10 protein-coding genes are annotated in these 19,162 nt (G+C 31.9%); all 10 read right to left on the bottom strand.

The genetic code is table 11. The annotated features are described in order from the left end of the window. Window positions 1-5: 5 nt before the first annotated feature. Complete coding sequence (locus IC221_RS17660) at window positions 6-4,241, bottom strand: DNA methyltransferase (protein ID WP_188170242.1); 4,236 nt, start codon at window positions 4,239-4,241, stop codon at window positions 6-8. 18 nt (window positions 4,242-4,259) lie between these two features. Then, on the bottom strand, window positions 4,260-7,070 hold the full coding sequence (locus tag IC221_RS17655) for a helicase-related protein (RefSeq protein ID WP_188170241.1): 2,811 nt from the start codon (window positions 7,068-7,070) through the stop codon (window positions 4,260-4,262). A 56-nt stretch (window positions 7,071-7,126) separates the two neighbouring features. Continuing rightward, window positions 7,127-12,457, bottom strand: a complete 5,331-nt coding sequence (locus tag IC221_RS17650; protein WP_188170240.1) for a DEAD/DEAH box helicase — start codon at window positions 12,455-12,457, stop codon at window positions 7,127-7,129. A 287-nt stretch (window positions 12,458-12,744) separates the two neighbouring features. Further along, entirely contained in the window at window positions 12,745-12,969 is a 225-nt protein-coding gene (locus IC221_RS17645; protein ID WP_188170239.1) for a hypothetical protein, read from the bottom strand. Next, window positions 12,963-13,304 (bottom strand): DUF6527 family protein, encoded by a 342-nt coding sequence (locus tag IC221_RS17640; RefSeq protein ID WP_188170238.1) that lies wholly within the window; start codon window positions 13,302-13,304, stop codon window positions 12,963-12,965. Before IC221_RS17640 ends, IC221_RS17645 begins: the two co-directional genes overlap by 7 nt. Continuing rightward, window positions 13,291-14,478, bottom strand: a complete 1,188-nt coding sequence (locus tag IC221_RS17635; RefSeq protein WP_188170237.1) for a ThiF family adenylyltransferase — start codon at window positions 14,476-14,478, stop codon at window positions 13,291-13,293. The genes IC221_RS17640 and IC221_RS17635 overlap by 14 nt, the downstream gene beginning before the upstream one ends. Beyond that, a complete protein-coding gene (locus tag IC221_RS17630; protein WP_188170236.1) occupies window positions 14,453-14,998 on the bottom strand; it encodes a multiubiquitin domain-containing protein in 546 nt (181 codons plus the stop codon). Before IC221_RS17630 ends, IC221_RS17635 begins: the two co-directional genes overlap by 26 nt. Before the next feature lie 353 nt (window positions 14,999-15,351). Beyond that, window positions 15,352-15,777 carry a hypothetical protein gene (locus tag IC221_RS17625; RefSeq protein ID WP_188170235.1) on the bottom strand — a complete coding sequence of 142 codons (426 nt, stop codon included), beginning with the start codon at window positions 15,775-15,777 and terminating at the stop codon, window positions 15,352-15,354. Window positions 15,778-15,796: 19 nt separating this feature from the next. Next, complete coding sequence (locus IC221_RS17620) at window positions 15,797-16,840, bottom strand: helix-turn-helix domain-containing protein (protein ID WP_188170234.1); 1,044 nt, start codon at window positions 16,838-16,840, stop codon at window positions 15,797-15,799. 223 nt (window positions 16,841-17,063) lie between these two features. Continuing rightward, window positions 17,064-18,962 carry a hypothetical protein gene (locus IC221_RS17615; protein WP_188170233.1) on the bottom strand — a complete coding sequence of 633 codons (1,899 nt, stop codon included), beginning with the start codon at window positions 18,960-18,962 and terminating at the stop codon, window positions 17,064-17,066. Window positions 18,963-19,162 lie beyond the last annotated feature (200 nt).

The following is a 19,162-nucleotide window of genomic DNA, read 5'->3' as shown; positions in this document are numbered from 1 at the left end:
AAATCTCACCCATCAATACTCACAATCTTCCATTCTCCACCAAAGTCAAAGGTAAAGCCGACTGGCCTATTAAAAACTTTTTGTCCTAGTGCAGATTGAATATCTATTTGTCTGTATCCATCTTTTATCTCTCCTTTTACAGCAGTTTGTACCATTTGGTATTTCATCGGAGATTGATCTTCTTTTTGAATAGAAAATTTCGTATTGATACTTATCTCAGTTGGTTTCTTTTCAAATAAAGAAGTTTGAGGTTGTGAAGTTCCACCAAACATTGAAGTCTGTTGAGAAGGTGACTTTGAAGGAGCTTTCTTCTTAGGGGTTTTCTTTTTGGCTTCTGTTTTTTTAGGTTTTGCTCCTTTTACTAATCCTTCTGCTACTTCCTTCTCATGAATTTCATGATTTAACAATAAAAGCCTTTTAAGTACTTCTTTTCTTGCATCAGGGTGTATAGTATAACGCACTCTATCATTCTCAGGTAAATATTCTACCTCATAGAAATCATGTCGAGGTTGGATATCTCTCCAACCATAGGCTTCTAATACCGCTTGATCCATATGCACATGCAATTGACGGAGTTCTTCTATTAAAGCCACAGCTTCTTGATAACTTACTTTTCCTTCTTTTTTATTTTCTAGGTGATTGTAGAGGTTCCATGTTTCTTTACCATATACTTTTTCGAAGTCTTTCTTTTTTTGATTCACTACTTCTAACTGTAGATCTTTATTATGAAATTGATTATATGTTTTGGTTAAACCTAATCCAAAACTAAGCATAAACCTTGATCTCTTGTTATAATAATCTTCTCCTAGCTGTTCTAATTTATTATAATCTTCTCCTTTAATCTCTGGATAAGGAAAATTTTCATAAACATCTGAAGGTGTATACCTAGTATCATTTTTTAATGCTGAGCCATACTTTTGTACCCAATCTTTATGAAAACTAGATTGTAATAAAGGAAAACTTATACCTTTTTCCTCTGCTATTACAATACACATCATTGAAATCACTTGATTTGCAGGTACATAAGTAAATGCAACAGTTTTACTAACTTGAGCAACTACTAATACTCTTTCTAAAGGTTTTATAGTTTTATATAACTTTATTGGATTTCTTCCATATAACCACCAATTTTTTTTTCTTCTTCGGCCATCAGGATTATCCCTAAGTTTATCCCTTTCTGGTTTTACTTTTTGCTTGATGATTTGATATAAATCAGGATATAGTTTGGCTTTTTCCTCATCCCAATCAAAGAAGTTTATTACCCAACGACTTGATGATTGATCGATATTATTATTTAAGTCTTGCCCATTCAAATAAGGAAATAAAACTTCTTTATTTTTGGGGTCTTTATCAATTAGATTTTGTGCTTCTTGTGGTTCTAGAACAAACCCTTTCCCTAACACTATTGAACCTTGAAAACTTATGTCTTGATTTCGAATTAAGACATAAGGGTCACCTAAATCTTCTTGATCGTCTAGATAAGAATTAATTAAATCTACTTCTCTATTATCTAAAGTATATTTTCTTAACCAATCTCCTTTATGAACAGTTACCAAAGCTACTTCAACTACTGCAATACCAGGCCATTTCATTGAACGGACAGCATGATTAATCGTACCACCTCTTTCTTCAATGACAGCTAATCCTCCTTCTCTTGCACTTCCTTGAGCAACTGTATTAGTAGAAATTAATGATTGAAAACCACCTCTTTTAATAATTTCAAAATCTCTCCTAAAGAAGTAGGTAACTAGATCAACACTACCAATTGGAGCATAATAATATTTTATGAATCCGAGAAAATCATCACCAAAAGAACTACTTAATTTCTGTCCACCCAAGAAAGGAGGATTCCCCAAAATACAATCAAAACCACCTTTAGACATTATCTGAGGGAATTCTAAAAACCAATGAAAAAACTTCTTCTCTTCTGCAATAGCTGATGCTTTTGCAGGGCCTCTCCCTGTAATTTGAGCACCTGTTTTAAGAAATGATTGATAACTTTTTTGAGTGACTAATTGGTCTCTTGTTGTTTCATTTTTAGGTATAAAGAATTGAGCAATTTGCATATCTGCCAACTGCTTTAATCTAAACCAATGTACACCCTTTTCTAACTTTTTATATGCTTCTGCTTTCTGTTTGATCTCTCCAGAAGTAGTTTCAGGCATATTACCAAACTTTCTAAATTCAGCAGTTACTAGCTTAATACTATCTTCTAATGACTTTTGATTATCAAGTGTTTTTTGATGACCAACAGATTTTATCTCTTCCTCAAATAACTTTCTCTCTGCTTTATTTCTTTTAGAAAACTCTGAAGCAATAGGCGTATCTCCTGCCAGTTTTTTGAAGGCTTCATTTGCTATCCCCTTATTCAACTCTTCCATATGTGCCAAACCTACAATGGCATTACCACATTTTATATGGTGATCTAAGAAGTTTAAAGGTTCATTCGGGTTATGTGCCTCTAACCATAAAGCTACTTTACATAATTCGACCGCTAATGGATTTAAGTCCACTCCATAAATACAATTCTTAATCACATCACGAGTAGCTAATCGAATTGCTTCATTGTTAGGTTGTTCTTGATCGGTACGAACTACAGCCAATTCAAAGGCAATATACCTTGCCGCTGAAAGTAAAATATGCCCCGAACCACATGCAACATCACACACTCTTAATCCTAATAAAGCCATCTCCTGTTTTTTAAGATGATTTAGCTCCTTAGTTGTTGAAATAAATTGATCAGGATCTTTTAACCTATCCTCTACCTGATATTTCAAAGAGTGATTAATAAGCGGTCTTACAAGCTCCTCCGGTGTATAATGAGAGCCTGAAGATGATCTTTCTTCACTTTTCTCAAATTGAAATTTATATTTATTACCTTCAACTTTAATAACAGGTTGATATTCTAATAAGCCCTCATACATAGAACCAAATTCTTCTACATCAAGATCTGTAAAGTTGACTCTAGTCAATTGTTTTTTCTCATTCTGAAAATAAGAAAGGTTGGCCAACACTTCTAAAAATACCTCATTGGATAATTTTACATCATACAATGTTCCTAAAGCATCAGTTGAAAATAATCCAGAAGCTAAAGCATTTAGACCAAACTCCTCTGCTACTTCTTGCTTTTCAAAAATAGCAAAACACATCTTTAAAGATTCCCATAAATCATGAGGTCGTTTCTCTATAAAATGCTTTTTCTCTACTAACTTTTTAATCCTTGATACAGAATAATAATCATAGTAGATTTTCTTCTTTTTTTGAATCCTTTTATCCCACGATTTATTTTCATGAGAAGGGAATATTAAATCTCTTTCTTCTGTCACCATCAAGAACAAGAGTCGATATACTATTCTTAAAAGGTTATGATAAAACTCCGTTTGTTGTTGGCTTCTATATACAGCATCTTCCGAATTGACATAATTATCAACTTGATTCTTTAATGCCAAATTCTCTGGATGTTGTAAAAAGCCATTGGCTAATTGAATAATAGATTTTTCAACTGCTGATGATAACTTTTCTCTTATTCTTGATCCAGAACTTAAAGCATCGGCATGGAAAACTTCCCAGTAAGAAGATTCATTATCTTCAATGCTTTTAGGTGCTCTTGTCTTATGAAGAATTCTATATAAAAGAACAAACTCTAAGTAGAGTTCATCTTCAATAATCTTCTTTAAATCAAACTCTAAATAGGTAAGCTTTGTCAACCTTGTTGCATCTCTTAGTAATCTAAGCTGATAACCATTCGTTACAATACCATATAGATTCTCTGTATTGTTTAGATACTCTTGCAACAAGTTATGAGGAGTACGTTGGCCTCTTTCAAGAGTTTGATCTAACAATACAATTTCTCCTTCAATTAGCTTTGCCCCAACAATATGTATAGGTACATTACAGTCATTTTTTGCTTTGTGAGAGATATTGTAAGTCTTATCATTGATTACTTGAGGGTTTGCATCTTTTATTTCGTAGCCTAAATAATCAAGAAAATTCCTTATCCATAAGTCAGTAGCTTTTTTTCCATCATCAGAAGCTCTTGCATTTTCAATCTTCTGATGAAAACGTTCATAAAGTTGTCTAATGTCATGCCATGCAATACCGATTTCATCCCTTAAATCTTCTGAACTTTTAAAGCCAAAATCTTTAGGTTTTTGAAACTTGTAATCCTCTGCTAATTGTATTTTATCTAAAATCTCTCCCGAGATGATATTTCCTTGAATTTGAATCCCTGAATAATTCATAAACTATTGTGATAAGGGTTAGAAAAGTTTTTTAGCTACTGGTTGTAATACATATACCCCAATAACTTCGGGAGGTAATACCGGATAGACTGCTTTAAAATCTGAACCTCCTACTAATGTTTTATAGCTACTCTGAGCTCCAACTAAGTTTTCAGCTCTCTCTTCTGCTAATTTTATAAACTCTCCTTTTATCTCTTCAAAATTATTTAACTGCTCTTGAATGTTATGTTTTCTTTGTTCTAGAGGCATATCACCTTGAGGAACTGCATCCAATAATAGTTTCTTTACTTCGTTATAAGATAAAGTCTTTTTAGAAACTGTAGGATCTAAGCCTTCATAACCCCATAGAAACAATTCTTCAGCAATTAACTCATTCCTTCTGCTTTTTTCACGAATTACATTACGCACCCTAAACTGAATTAAAACCGTTAGTTGTTTCACTGCAGTGGTACGTATGGATGCCACCCTAGCAACTTTCTCTAAAGAAGTTTCTTTTTCAAAAGCAGCATTCATTACCATCTGGCATAATTGCTCTACAAAACGATGATTTCTGCCTATGTAAATTTGTGCTCTTGGAGTAGGAGAAACAAAAGACATAGGAATCTGCTTTAAATCACTTGGAAAGAATACTTTGAGCTTAATCGGTAAAGTATCAGCAACAATCAGATAATGGTCTTCTTCTTTATGTGTAATTGTACCAAAATGTTTTAGTGCAGAAATCACAAAGTTCTCTACAGAATGTACATCACCAATAGCCTCATCAACTTCTTTTAATAGTGTCTCTATTTCCGAAAGCTTTACCCTTTCATGAGCAAAGATTGACCTCAATTTTTCTGCCTTACTTTTTATCTGACTTATCTCATTGGAAAACCTTTGCTCTAATGCTTTACCATTTACAGTTAAGTCTAGACTCAACTGTTTCCCTTGGTTAACATTGGTCTCTTCTAATACTTCTTTTAAGATCTCATCCATTATAGAAAGGTTCTCTTCACCTAGAGAAACAGATACCCCTGTTGTACGTTGGATATCTCTTACCTTCTTTAAAAGAACAGTTAATACAATCTTATCCATTGGGTTATCAGATCCCCATAAAACGTAAGATTTCACTTCCTCTTTTGTTTGTCCAAAACGATCTACACGACCATCTCTTTGCTCTAAACGGTTGGGGTTCCAAGGTAAATCATAATGTAAAACAGCATCAAAGTTATCTTGTAAGTTAATTCCTTCAGATAAACAATCTGTGGCAATCAACACCTTCTTTTTCGCCTTACCAATTATATCGATTCTTTCCTTTCTTTGTTCATCAGAAAGCTCAGATGTCACCGCTTCTAAATGTACATTTGAAGGAAGTAATGGAGCTAATGCTTCCTGTAAATATTTAGCAGTAGAAATATATCTACAAAAGATGATTGGTGAATACTTTTGCTTTAACCAACCTTTTACCAAATCTCCAGTCTTTAATACTTTTTTATCCCCGCCTTTTTTCTTTACATCAATCAATAAGTCATGAATTTTAGACAAGGTTTTCATTTCTTGTGATGAAAATTCTAAACCGTCTAATGACTCAATATTATCAGAATTAGCACTTAACTTTTGTCCTATGGTCTCCTCCTCTTCAATCTCAATAATGGCTTTTTTCTTCTTCATCCTATTCCTCACCATTTCTATTCCTGCATCAGGACTAGACATAATTCCTCTAAGTAATGATAAAGCTGCCCAATATTGATTTCTTTTTCCATTAGTTGTTGTCAACTGCTTTGCCAACGCTCTAGTTAACATATAAACCTCCTGATAAGAAGGGGATAGTTCATAGTCTAATTCTTTACTATCTCTTTTTGGAAAAGGAAACTTTTCTTTATCCTTTAACCATCTTTCAATATTCTCTCTTTTCCTTTGAATAAAGTACCTTGAGATTAATTCTCTCTGCTTTGGAGTCGCATTCTCTAAATCTACTTTTTCTAGCTCAGGGTTTAATAACCCTAATAAAGCAGAGAATTCATCATTTTTACCTGAATGAGGTGTTGCAGTAAGTAATAATAGATGTCTTTGAAGTTCTTTAGATATATCATTTAGTAAATGATAGCGTAATTGTTGTGTATTTGAAGTTGCACCTGAAGGTAATGTACAAGTGTGTGCTTCATCAACTATTACAAAGTCAGGACAATCATTTAAAAATTGCCTTCTTCTTCTCTCTGATTTAATATAATCTATGGAGATAACTTGATAAGGCAAAGCTGCAAATACAGATTGGTCTGTAGAAATCTTACGATCAATAGCTGATGCTGTACTTGAACGTATGATATCTGCATCTATATCTAATTTATCTTTAAGCTCTTTTTTCCACTGTTCGCAAAGGTGTGGTGGGCAAATTACTGCAAATCGAGATACATCACCTCTCTCAATTCTTTCTCTAAGAATCATCAGTGCTTCCACTGTTTTACCAATACCAACATCGTCAGCAATCAACAATCTTGTAATTTGTTGTTTTAGGGCCATCACCAAAGGCACTACTTGATATGACCTTGGTCTAAATGAAAGTTTACCCATACAACGGAAAGGACCTCCAGCATTTCTAAATGAAAGCCTTGTTGCATGGAATAAAAGTTGAGCTGTTTCAAAGTTATCTATATCCTCTACGGTAGGTTCTTGAAAGTGAGCTTCCTTAAAGCCTCCTTCAATTTTTAACAGTGGTTTATAAACTGCGGTTATTTCTTCCTCAGAACCTCCAAGTGGCTTTAATAAAAATATATCTTCATTCTCTTGAGGTAGAATTACCCAAGTTCTACCTCTGAACTTAATTAGATTTCCTGGTAAATTTTTAGTGGACATAATAAGATGTCTTTTATAATTTCTTTAGTCTGTCAAATACCTAAAAGCAGTTGACGTTATTTTCTTAATGAAGGGAATACGTAAGAATACTTTTTCACAAAATCTTCTACTTTCTCTTTATAATTCCATTCGATAACAGTGAAGCCATTGTTCTGTAAAAGTTGACGTTTCTTTTTATCTTCTTCTTTTACACTTTCTTTATCATGAACACTTCCATCTACAAAAATCAAATAGGGATGATCGTCAATTTGAGAAACAAAATCGACACTTACATAAAAGTCTTCCATATTAAACTGAGCCTTATCTGGCAACCTCAAATCATTTAAAAATAAATAATCGATTAGCTTTTTTTCCATATAAGAATTCTTGTCGTATGCTTCCAACAGCTCCTTATGTCTATCTTCTTGTAAAGTATGTTCACTACTGGCTAAGTTACCATCCATCAACATCTCAAGAGGTTGTTTTACGGCTTGTCTACTTAGCTTCTTATGGTTCATTTGATTGTAATAAGAAAGTAGATCATCATACGTCGCATCTTCTCTTTTCTTACCTGAATCAGAAGGTATTTCTTCTCTTGTTGTAATATCAAAGAAGCATGAAGCATACGCTTCTTCAATCACATTATTTAGAATTGTAGGAGATTTAATTATTTGATGTAATACACCTAAACTACCTTCGGAGGCTTCATAGATTAAAATATTAGGTCTACTCTTATCACCCATTGTCCATACACCAATTTCACCTTCTTCAACAGAAAATACTTTTTGTATCCCTCTTTCTAAAGCAGTCATCAATGAGATAACTGTAACCTCATGATCATAACCATCAGAAATCAATTCTCCTAAGGGTTGAATATAGATAATATCAGAAGTATCAGTTGTAAAAGGTGTTACTCGTTCTACTGTTCCTTCTTCGGCTTTTTCTGCTTGCCCCTTATTTTTCCAAATTCCATCTTTATTACCAATGATAAATCCAGGCTCCTTAGTTTCATTAGATGTTCTCCAACTAGTATTCACACTAATTAATTTAGCGGCTGGTGCATAAGTAAATTGGGCTATATTTTCTCCACCTCTTTGATAATGGATTATCTTATTACCTTTATTATTATCCCAACTGAAAAAGTGCTCAATCTGATAACCTAATCGCTGACGTTCCTCCTCGAAACTTGTAATTTTTTCAATCGGTGTTGTAGCTGAATTATCCATGCTAATTAATCTAGGATTTACATCATCTAATTTTTTATTAGAGATAGGATCATTATCAACTCCTTTACCCGATTCGTCTAAATAACCAAAACCTGTAGTTTTAGAAAATCTTATTTTATGCTTTTCAATTTCAGACTTAGGTAACTCTAACCTATTTACTTTGTACTTATTCCCTTTATGGTAAATCATACTTTGAGGGCCGAACTCTTGTAATGCAATCATTCTAGGTCTTGAGATATATTCTCCCTCCTCATTTGATTTATTTCCTCCTACATAAGCTCTGAGAGGTAACCTTGTAAAGTTATACCCCGGCAAGAAGCCTTCTGCAGCTAAATACCTGTATAAGGTAAATTCATTTTCACCTTTATTGTATGTAGTCCCTAATAATTGATTTCTTTGTTTCTCACCTAAATTCTGATCTCTCTTTGCATCTTTATATTCTTGACTACTATCCTTTATAGTATGATCATCAATAACATTTCTAGATTTATCAACTAATATTTGAGCTGCCTGAAACATTGCTCGCCATCTATCAAAAGAATGATTAAATGAAGTTGCAAACTGATTTACTTTCTCCTCTACCCAATCTTCTCTATACCAATTTGCTATTTGACTATTTTTCAAGTCTAGTTCATCCAATATTTTTTCAAAATCATTCTTAACAGTAGCAATATTATTTTCAATATATGCTTTTACATTCTCCTGGATGTTCTTATGTACAGGTAGGTATTCTTTATTATCTACATCTAATAGATGACCGATTTTTCTAACATCTTGATGGTTTTTCTCAAAATTAAGATCCATCATAATCATTGAGTGAAAATGTGTTTGAAGTAACTCTTCATTGCTCAAATCTATCTTTGGAGCAGTTACAGCTCCTGCCACCATATCAATTTGATTTTTAAAATAGTGTCTATCATGAGGACTAGTATTTGATGCATAAGTAAATACCAATGCTGTCTGACCTCCTCTACCAGCACGACCTCCTCGCTGTGCATAATTAGCAGGGTTAGGAGGTACATTCCTCATATGAACAATATTGAGGTTCTTGATATCGATACCTAGTTCCATAGTTGGAGAACAATAAAGAGCCGATAATTTTCCTTCTCTAAATTCACCTTCTACGACTTGTCTATCTTTAGCCGCTATTTGACCAGTATGTTCACCTGCTTTAAATACTTTTGGAAAAGAAGAGAAGTCTTGTTGATAGAATTGTTTGAAATATTCATTTGGGCGATTTTCCTTTGAGTCATCTGAATGCATCACCAAACGAATCTTATCAGTGTATGGGGTTGAATCTTCATTCTTTTTCCAATTAATGATTGAAAGATTCATCAAATAAGCAACCTCACCATCAGCAAGACTTACTGCATCAATAAGCTCATAATTTATTAAACATGAGAATAATTTCTCAAGCTCACTATTATAGTTATTCTTACTTAATTTTGGTTCTTCAGGAAATGCCTCCTGATACTTTCTTCTAAGATATTTACCAAATTGGGATCTAAATCCAATACTTTTTATTGAATCATAATTAACACTTGCCTTCTTCTTTTTCTTAGGAATATCACACATCAATAAGTTTGGTAAATCAATATCTGTATTACTCTTAATTGACCATGGTGTATCTGGGTTAAGTCTATCAAAAATTTGACTGATATTCATATCAAGAACATCTTGATAATACCTATGTGACACTGCAAAAGATGTTCTGAAAAACTGAAGAATCTGATAGACAAAATCATATCTATCCTCTTTGTTATAGACTGATAACCAATCACTATCCTTATAAAATTCTTCGTCAGCTACATGGTCTCGAAGGTTTCCATATTCAATAGATAAAAGACCTGCTCCTTCCAAATTTGGTGTTGTATATCTCCACCCAAGTTTTAGTTCTTCTATTACTTTGTAGAAAATAAAAAGGCTTAATACTCTTCTGTTCTCATTTTTTGATATTTTACTTAGTTTTGATGCATAATCTTTTTCTTTTAATCCTAACATTTCACATACTTTGTCAGCAATGGAATGAATATCAATTAATCCATATTTATCGACTGCTGAGTATATTGCTGAACGAAGTTGACCTAATGTATAAAAGTGATTAAAATGTCCAGCTTGTAATGAAGCGTCTTGTCTATTATCAGTAAAACTTAAAACCTTTTGATCTTGTAATGGAATTTTCTCGTTTACAAGAGCTTCTAATATACTGTAAGATATAATAGTTGTAGCAGAAGACCTACCCTCATTACCTATTCCTGATAACTTCGTTCTTTCAGTTGCTTGACCTTCATACATCACGTCACATGTAGGGTCAAAAGTAAAATGAGTTGGAATAAATAAACCTTCAAAAGGTAGATTTGAATTATCATCTGAAAATTCTCCATTTTCATCAAAGAAAATAGGTTTGGGAAGATAATGTTCATGGTAATTTGTCAGAGTTCTACCATCTTTCTTAAACCATGTCTCAGGTAGGTATTCTAATTTATCTTCATTCCAGATTTTATCCAAAGCAGTATCATCATGAGCAATCAATATATAACCTTGAACTAATTGGTTTGGAGTAAGTTCTTTTCTTTTTGTCCCTAAACTTTTACTCCCTTTTAAATCATCTTGCTTTATTTTTGGTGATAAATTCTTGAAGTCTCTGCCCAATAACATCCCATTATTGTAATTCTTTTCAACACACAAAAATTCATACCCTGAGTGTCTACTAAACATGATAGGAAATAGAGGTTTATCTTCATAAGTAAGGGCATCTTCTAAAGTAATATAACGGGTTTTATCGTCACCTAACGTTGAGTATATATTACCTGTTTGAGAAATAAATTGATGAAATCTAAATGGAAGAAATGATCTTCGTTCTCCCATTTCTACATGTTTCATATTTAAAGCCTCAGCCCATCTTAATAGTTGCTTTACCCTTTCAGGTAAATCATTGGATTTTAAGTTTAAATCAGAAGATAAAGTATTAACGATATCTGATAATGTCATCGGTTTTCCTCTTTGGATGACCTCATCATGATCAGATAATGCAATATTTTTTTCAATCCATATAGCTAATGAATTGTTGATGAAATTATCTACTTCAACAGTTACTTCATCTTTTCTGAGCGATTTTATTTTATTGATATCTTGATTAAATGATTTACCAAGCTCATTTATTAAGTCTTCTCTTTTAAAATTTTCAACGTTTGTACTGTATTCTAAATACTCTCCTATAATTTGATCACTTGTGAACTTAGTACCAAAAAGAGTCTTAGCTACTTCTGCAATTCCTTCTTTCACCTCAGAAATAGTTTCTCCAGTAGCCATTGTTGCCGATGTTCCAATACAAATAATATCTCTTTGTACTAGTGCTTTCAGCCTTCTATTCAACATAGATACATCAGCTCCCTGTCTACCACGATAAGTATGTAATTCATCGTAGACTAAGTATTTCAATGTATTTTGAAAACTATCTCTAAGACCTTTCTCTTTTTTACGAGACATGATTAACTCTAACATCATATAGTTAGTTAGAATTATATCTGTTGGTTTTTCTAAGAAATCATCCTTTTGATTCTGAGTTTCTTGACCAGTATATTTTTTATAGGTTACAGGAAATTCTTTAGTACTTTTTTCTCTATATAATTCAAGTAACTCTGATAATGGTTTTTCTCCCCCATTTTCTAAATTACCTTCTATTAGTTTAATATCAGCCTCAGAAGTATATTTTTTCAAGTAATTCACCTCATACTTCATGATCTCCTCTTCTTGGGAATTGATCAAAGCATTCATAGGATATACAAGAATAGCTTTTACACCTTTCTTTGTAGTGTTTTTTTGGAGTATATCATTAAAGATTGTACCTAAGAAGGTTAGAGATTTACCTGACCCAGTACCTGAAGTTACAATAAAGCTTTCTCCATTTAGTCCTTTTTCTAAGGCCTCTACTTGATGTTGGTATAATGTGTAATTACCAAATATAGTTTTAAGCTCTGGATGAACTCCAGCGATATGATCTAAAGGCTTCCCTTTTGCAAAAGATGGATTAAATTGAATTAAAGGTTCTGGTAAAAATTTTTTCTCTTTAAAATGTTGTTCAACAGTCTCTCTAATTTTTTTATTTTTTATCTGGATAAAGCTCTGTAAGTAGTTCTGATATTTCTCTACAACTTCTTGATGGATCTTAAAAACGTTCATTAGTTAAAGCTATCTTTTCTTCTGTAACATTATTTTTATACAAGATAAGATGAATTATTTTAACAATCGTCGTACAGAATACAATATTGGATAATATTATATACTTTAATATTTCACCAAGAATAAGGATAAGCTGAGTTATTCATTTTAACAAAATGAGAGGCAGTGTATAATGAACATCTCCTTGAATAAAATAGTAAGTTAATAACAGGATAAAAATATCTGTATTTATTTTAAATTAATAGGGAGTATAAGGATGATAACTCCCTATTAAAAATTTAAACTAATTACTCTATCAATGAATCAATTAACTCTTCGTTAATTAAGAACTCATTTGTTTCTGGATAATGTTTAGCTAAACAACTCCTTTGCGTTACTGGAATTCCAGCTTCAATATGATATGTATAATAACCTTCACCATAAGTAACATTTAGTACTGTTTCAAATGGAACATTATTTTCGTTTAAAGTTTCCAATACTTCTTCATATCTCTCACTATTTACTTTTACCATAACTTGATATTTTTTAAAAATTTAAAAATTTGATTATCTTTCTTATACATCTTTATATTTCTCATGTCGTCTTTCAACCAAAGGATAGAACTATCTCGGATATAATAATGAGATTTACATTTAAAATTCCAATTACCAATAGACGGAGAAAGTGTAATACCATCACCATCATAACTTAATAACCAACCTTTTGAGGATATAGGCGTTACAACTTTATTACCACAACCACACATACAAAGATGAGTGGCTGTAGCATATTCCATAGAAATATAAAGTATATTCTCATTGAGTACTTCTGGTATTTCCTCAACAAATTTCAACTTAACTTTTCTCATCTCTAATCATTAATGATTCATTAACTTGAAAAATTAAGTTGTGAGCATTCTCGTAGTCTTTATAAAAAGATGAATGCTGCTTCCACTTTAATACAGCAAGACCTGCATTAATCATATTCAAATCAGCAATTTGAATATTGGTATGATATTCATTTTCATCATCGCTCACCAATGGTATTCTATCATCGATATGGTTTTTCTTTGAAGGCGTTACAAGTGTTGTTCTAAGTGTACCACTTAGGTCTTGCCCTTCATTCATACGCACACTAATACCAACATCAATAAAAGGAATACTATTAGAAACCAAATAACCGATAATTGGCTTTTTTGATTCGTTATCATCAATTGCTATAAAAACAAATGTTAAACCATTAAGTTGATTAAGATTGTCTTCAACGAGAAAATCAGTATTTGCCACAACATTCTTATGCATGTTAGAATACTTCTCAGCAAATCTTATTGCCTTGTTTTCCTTCTCTCTTAATTCTTCAAGAGTTGGAGCTCCTGGACTTCTGAATGCATTATGTTGCAAAAAATTATCACCATCAAATATTAAAATTTTTTTTACTGGTGTTTTTGCTACTAAATCTAGAATATAAGAGCCTGTACCTCCGACGCCAATAATACCAATATTTTGATTAATAAATTTTTGCTCTAGAAATGAAATGTTAGCTCTACACGAATTTGTATCAACATACTCAAAAGGACCAACATTTCCATCATTAGAAATAGGGTTAAATGATTTTGCTGTTACCTTATTATCTAGCGATTCAGCTGGACTACTTAACATTTTGATATAAGTTGTAAAAAGGTCATAGTAATCATCATATTTCCCACCTTTATGTAAAGGTTTACTAGATAAAAAGAAGTTAGCTGTTACCCTACCATTGACCCTAAATTCACCTTGAGAATTTACAATATTTCTCATTGGACTGCCATCTCTATTATGGGGATATTCTCCAATAAAATGGGCTGTATGGTTTACTGGCTTTAGAACTGCTCCACCGTTCAAATTCAGAGAGGCAATTAAATTACCTCTCTTGATTTGAAGTTCCTTATTCAAATACGGGATATTACTAATCATAATATGTGCATTATTCATGATAATCACTTCATATCCTTCATTTTGCAACCTTTGCAAGTCCTTGCTATGACCTATCTGTGGAAGTGACATCAAATCTCATTTTATTTTTGATAAATACTCTAGTCCCTTTGATCATAGAACCTTCTTTATTCTTTCTAGGACCGTTAGTATAAACTACCGTATACGCTTTATTCACATTACCAGTATCACAACGTCCAAAAGCTAATGCAACAACTTCTTCGAACGAGATACAATTCTCAGCCCATTCTTTAGAAGTTCCATTAATCATAATTTTAAAGCATTTCTTCTTGAAAAGAAATTTTTCAATTCCTCTTTTACTAAAATCAATAATCTCACTTGCTTCTAATAATTCTTCTCCTTTCCTGGTAATTTGATACAACTCAAAATCATCAACCTTCACCTCTGCTAATTCAAAAATTTCACTAACATTTACTTCTACAGATTCAGAAAGATACATTTCATTATCCACTTTGAATTTGTAAAGGGTTTGAGGCTTATATACTACAACTCTATCGTTTTTATATAAATCCGCTATATCACATACATTGTTTTGATGTAGGGATTCATCATTTTTTTTAAAAATTTTCATATTAAAAAAATTACATATTTATTCTATCTCACATTTTAAACCCTGAGAATATTGGGTATTAGTTTACATTTAGTAATAACACATTACCTGAAACTCTTCTAATACTCCATATTTTGAGAGTATTAGGAAATATGAAATTTGATATATTAAAAAAGGTCTTGCTGTAACGTTATTTGTTAAAAACTTACAGAAGACTCTACGATAGAGTGTTAATAAACACTCGAAATTTGGAAGGAATTGAAAAATAATATAGTTTTAAGCTACCAAACAAAAAGAACTATATCCATCAGGTTACCAGCCTGAGGTTATTTTTCAAAAAATCCAAATCAAGTAGAATCATCTGCTTGATTTTTTTATGCACATTTTTTTATCAATTCATCTAAATCAATATCTATCATACTTAATCTTAGATTATCAATAATTTCTTTAGAAGAACAAACATTTACGCCTCTATTTGTAGCGATTTCAACCAGTGTTGGTATGTCTTCAACTAGAATTACGTTTGGTTTACCTATACAATATGCTAAACCAAACAAATTGTGAGCTTTAACTCTACCTCTATTCTCAACCAATAAATCTTGAACTAAAGCTATTTCAGTACTGCTAAGACTAACCGTTTCATAACGCTTTGTCTTATTTAACATAATTTTCGTACTCACATCGTTCAATAGCTTAATAGAAACATCCACCAATTGTGCTTTAAATGATGAGCCTGAATAATCTATAACCCCATATTTATTGAGTTCATTATATATAACAGGGTTATTAAAAACATGCATATTTATAATTATTTTATTTTTACATTGCTAACAAATTATCTAAAAGGTCTTTTTTATAATCTTCATCCAAATACTCTTCTAATTTAGATGGAGTTAATAAATTTCTTTTACTTGCAGTTTCTACTAAATCTGAGAACCTTTTAGGTATCTCATCATGTAGAGTATAATTACCAAAACCACCTTCTCCAACACTTTCATATATTAAATTCTTTTGAGGCCAAGAAATTAATTTAAGCTTTGCTAATCTTATTAGAATTGCTTCGAAAGAAATACCAAAAAGCTCTTTAACCTTCTTAATTTCAAAACCTTGAAGATTTGATAGCTTTTTCCTCCCAAACAGACTATATATAACATCATTTAAGATTAACATCTGTGATGCAAATTCATCACATAAGGATTCAATTAGCTTTTTATCATTCTTTATTTCATCATCGAATTTCGTTAGAATATGAGCTAATTCATGTAATAAGGTAAATCTTGTACGTGTAACTTCATATTGTTTATTAATAAAGATTATTGGTTTATCATTAGCCCAACCACAAAAACCATTAAAATTATCTTTATACTTGAACATAATTACTCTAATCCCTTTACTCTCTATTAAGTCCACTACACTACCTAATGGTCTTTTAGCCAATGACCATTTTTTTCTTAACTTTTCTACTACTGTGTATACATCATCTTTTGTTTTTACATTATCATTCTCAATAGGATTTTTGAACTCCACATATTGTTTAGTAAGAAACTCCAAATCCTCATATTGAGAAATTTTCATTTCAGCATATTCAATCTTTTTTTGGTTTAATTCATCAGAACATGATTTTTCATCTCTGTATTCAATTTTTGTAATTTTAACTTTATTATCTTCAAATAAAGAATCCATTGAACACCCATAAAGATTGGATAACTCAAAAAGTGCAGTGCCATCAGGAACCCTTTCCCCTCTTTCATACCTACTAACAGTAATTGCAGTTTTCCCAATGGCATCAGCTACTTGATCAAGAGTTAAATCACTCTTGATTCTTTGTTCAGCTAAATTTTTGGCCATTGTGATATTTTTCATTTTTCTAATTTTAAGTTTAATATATCATAAAAGTAATATTAATATTTTTAAATGAAAAAAATTCTAATGGTTATTTTAGTTTTTTTTTATAAAATAACCATTAAAGTAAATATCAATTTTTATAACGCTTACTTAAATACTGTCATTGAAGTCTCTCATATATATGACTTAAGATAAAAAAAGTATTAGTCAACTATTACAAATAGAATAAATTGATCATAAATCACCCCTTATCAGATATCAACCTCAAGCTTTTAATTTCTCCTTTAAGTCTATTAATTCTTGCATCTCTAATTCCTGCTTCTCTTTCCTGTTGGATAAGTCTTTTAGACTTTTTGCTTCGTTCTGTCCCGATTGCTCCTTCAAGGTTTTTAATTCTAGCTCTAGCTGAGTTATTTGAGAGTTCAATTTGGTATTTTCTTGTTTTAAGCTCTCTATATTTCTGTTCATACTGTTGCTGTTCTCGCTCTCCAAACAACTGTATTTCTGTTTTATATGGTTCTTCTCGTTCTCTAAATTGTTGATCAATTCCGTCAGTTCTTTCTCTCTCTTCTTCTGATAACTCAACAAGTTGCTCTCTATATCCTTCTTCCTCTTCTCTAACTCTTGTTTCAGATTCTCTATATTCAGTAAGAGACTGTCTATATGTCCCTTTTTTTGTTTTAAAGTCTCCAATAATTCCCTCTCTAATCGCTTTGGTTTCTCTATTGAATGCATCCTTTCTTTCTTCAGCAGCTCTACATCCTTTCTGTATTGATTCTGAATATTCTCTTTCTCTTTTGTGTAATTGTCCTCTATATCCTTCAATCTTTCTCTCAACTGTTCCATCTCCTTTAGAGGTTTCCCAAAGATCTCTTCTCTTTCTTTTAATACTCTCCAAATACTGTTCATCCTCACCTTTCGCTTTTCTAAGCTGTAATTGTCCATATTCAATTTCTCCTTCGAGTTCTTCAATTCGCTCAACCTCATACTCTTTGGTTTTAAGGAGATCTCTTCTTTCTTTATCGTATTTTTCAACCTCTCTATTAAGTTCCTCAATTCTACCTTCTTCGTCTCTAATTGTGTCAGCTCTAAATCCGTATTTAGCATCGTAATGTTGTCCGTTGATACTAATGCTTTTAAGAATTTCCTTTTCGATGTAATTTTCATTGGTTAGGATTGTTTTGTCGTCTGTTTTATAATTCTTTTCAATCAATAATATATTAGCATTTAGAATTGCCTTCTTTTTGGATAAATCTACTGGATGCGTAACTGCAAACTCAATGGCTATATATGGTTTTTCTTCTCCTCTTCTAACAATAGCCATATCAAACCTGATAGGCTTACCATCAATCTTATAATAGTACTCTTGCTTTATTTCTTCTTTTTCGAAAAAAAATAGTTCGCCATGTATATCTAGTCTCTGCGTTCGAAGCAAGTCAAATTTCAACGCTTTATGTAAAGGAGATTCACTTTCACTTTCTTTATACCTTTCATAATATTCTGACTTCATAAAGGAATCATTGCAAGTAATCGCAAAATGATTTCTAGCTCCTTTCCTTTTAACCAGATGAAGTGGAATCTTTTTAAATTGATCTTGATAATAATTCAGGTGTTGCAAGGCTTCATTAGGCAGAACAACATTTCCTTTCTCATCATAAGCGTATAAATGTTTTAAATCTTTGTTATTTGTATTTGCTTTTAATGTTGCAACTGCTTCTCTGTAACTATTCTCCTCATCTAGAATAATCCTCTTCCAACCTTTTGCCTTAATGATTTCTTCCAAATCATACCCGAGCTTTAAGATCATACCTTCTGTTAATAGACCTCCTGCTAACGCTTTTTCAAGTTCTTGAAGAGCCTTTTGAAGTTTAACTTCCTCCCTTTCCCTTTTCTGAAATAAAACCTTCTTCTTATCAAAAGCAGCTTGTTGTACCTTTAACAGGTGTTCACGCCGCTCCATCTCTTTACGATGCTCCTCCTCCCTTCGCTTATTTTCTAGTTCAATTTCATTTTTATCTTTAGCCAAAAAGTACCCATAGTACTTTGTTATTTCTTCAGAAGAAAGAGATAGGTCGCTTAGAAGTTCGTTACTAGACTTAAATTTTTGGAATACTTCTTCTTTGGTTAGAAAATTATACATGATACAATTGGTTAGGTTAAGGTAAAAAGATGTTGTTTAGTCAAGCTTAAAATGTGACGGTTGGATAAAATTATAGTCTTTGTTTGTTCATTTTCAGTCCATCGTCATACATACATTATAAACTTATCTTATAAAGATAAGGAGGTAGAACGTAATCTCAGTACGTTCTACTTTATTAATATAAACATTATACTAAAATC

This window comes from Flammeovirga sp. EKP202, assembly GCF_014534745.1.
Classification (GTDB): Bacteria; Bacteroidota; Bacteroidia; order Cytophagales; family Flammeovirgaceae; genus Flammeovirga.
The sequence above is the reverse complement of the archived record's forward strand: the minus strand, read 5'-3'. Positions and strand labels throughout refer to the sequence as shown.

Bases quoted from the DNA above. Each gene is read 5' to 3' on its own strand.
- IC221_RS17660 (WP_188170242.1), bottom strand. From the start codon at position 4,241: ATGAATTATTCAGGGATTCAAATTCAAGGAAATATCATCTCGGGAGAG.
- IC221_RS17655 (WP_188170241.1), bottom strand. From the start codon at position 7,070: ATGTCCACTAAAAATTTACCAGGAAATCTAATTAAGTTCAGAGGTAGA.
- IC221_RS17650 (WP_188170240.1), bottom strand. From the start codon at position 12,457: ATGAACGTTTTTAAGATCCATCAAGAAGTTGTAGAGAAATATCAGAAC.
- IC221_RS17645 (WP_188170239.1), bottom strand. From the start codon at position 12,969: ATGGTAAAAGTAAATAGTGAGAGATATGAAGAAGTATTGGAAACTTTA.
- IC221_RS17640 (WP_188170238.1), bottom strand. From the start codon at position 13,304: ATGAGAAAAGTTAAGTTGAAATTTGTTGAGGAAATACCAGAAGTACTC.
- IC221_RS17635 (WP_188170237.1), bottom strand. From the start codon at position 14,478: ATGTCACTTCCACAGATAGGTCATAGCAAGGACTTGCAAAGGTTGCAA.
- IC221_RS17630 (WP_188170236.1), bottom strand. From the start codon at position 14,998: ATGAAAATTTTTAAAAAAAATGATGAATCCCTACATCAAAACAATGTA.
- IC221_RS17625 (WP_188170235.1), bottom strand. From the start codon at position 15,777: ATGCATGTTTTTAATAACCCTGTTATATATAATGAACTCAATAAATAT.
- IC221_RS17620 (WP_188170234.1), bottom strand. From the start codon at position 16,840: ATGAAAAATATCACAATGGCCAAAAATTTAGCTGAACAAAGAATCAAG.
- IC221_RS17615 (WP_188170233.1), bottom strand. From the start codon at position 18,962: ATGTATAATTTTCTAACCAAAGAAGAAGTATTCCAAAAATTTAAGTCT.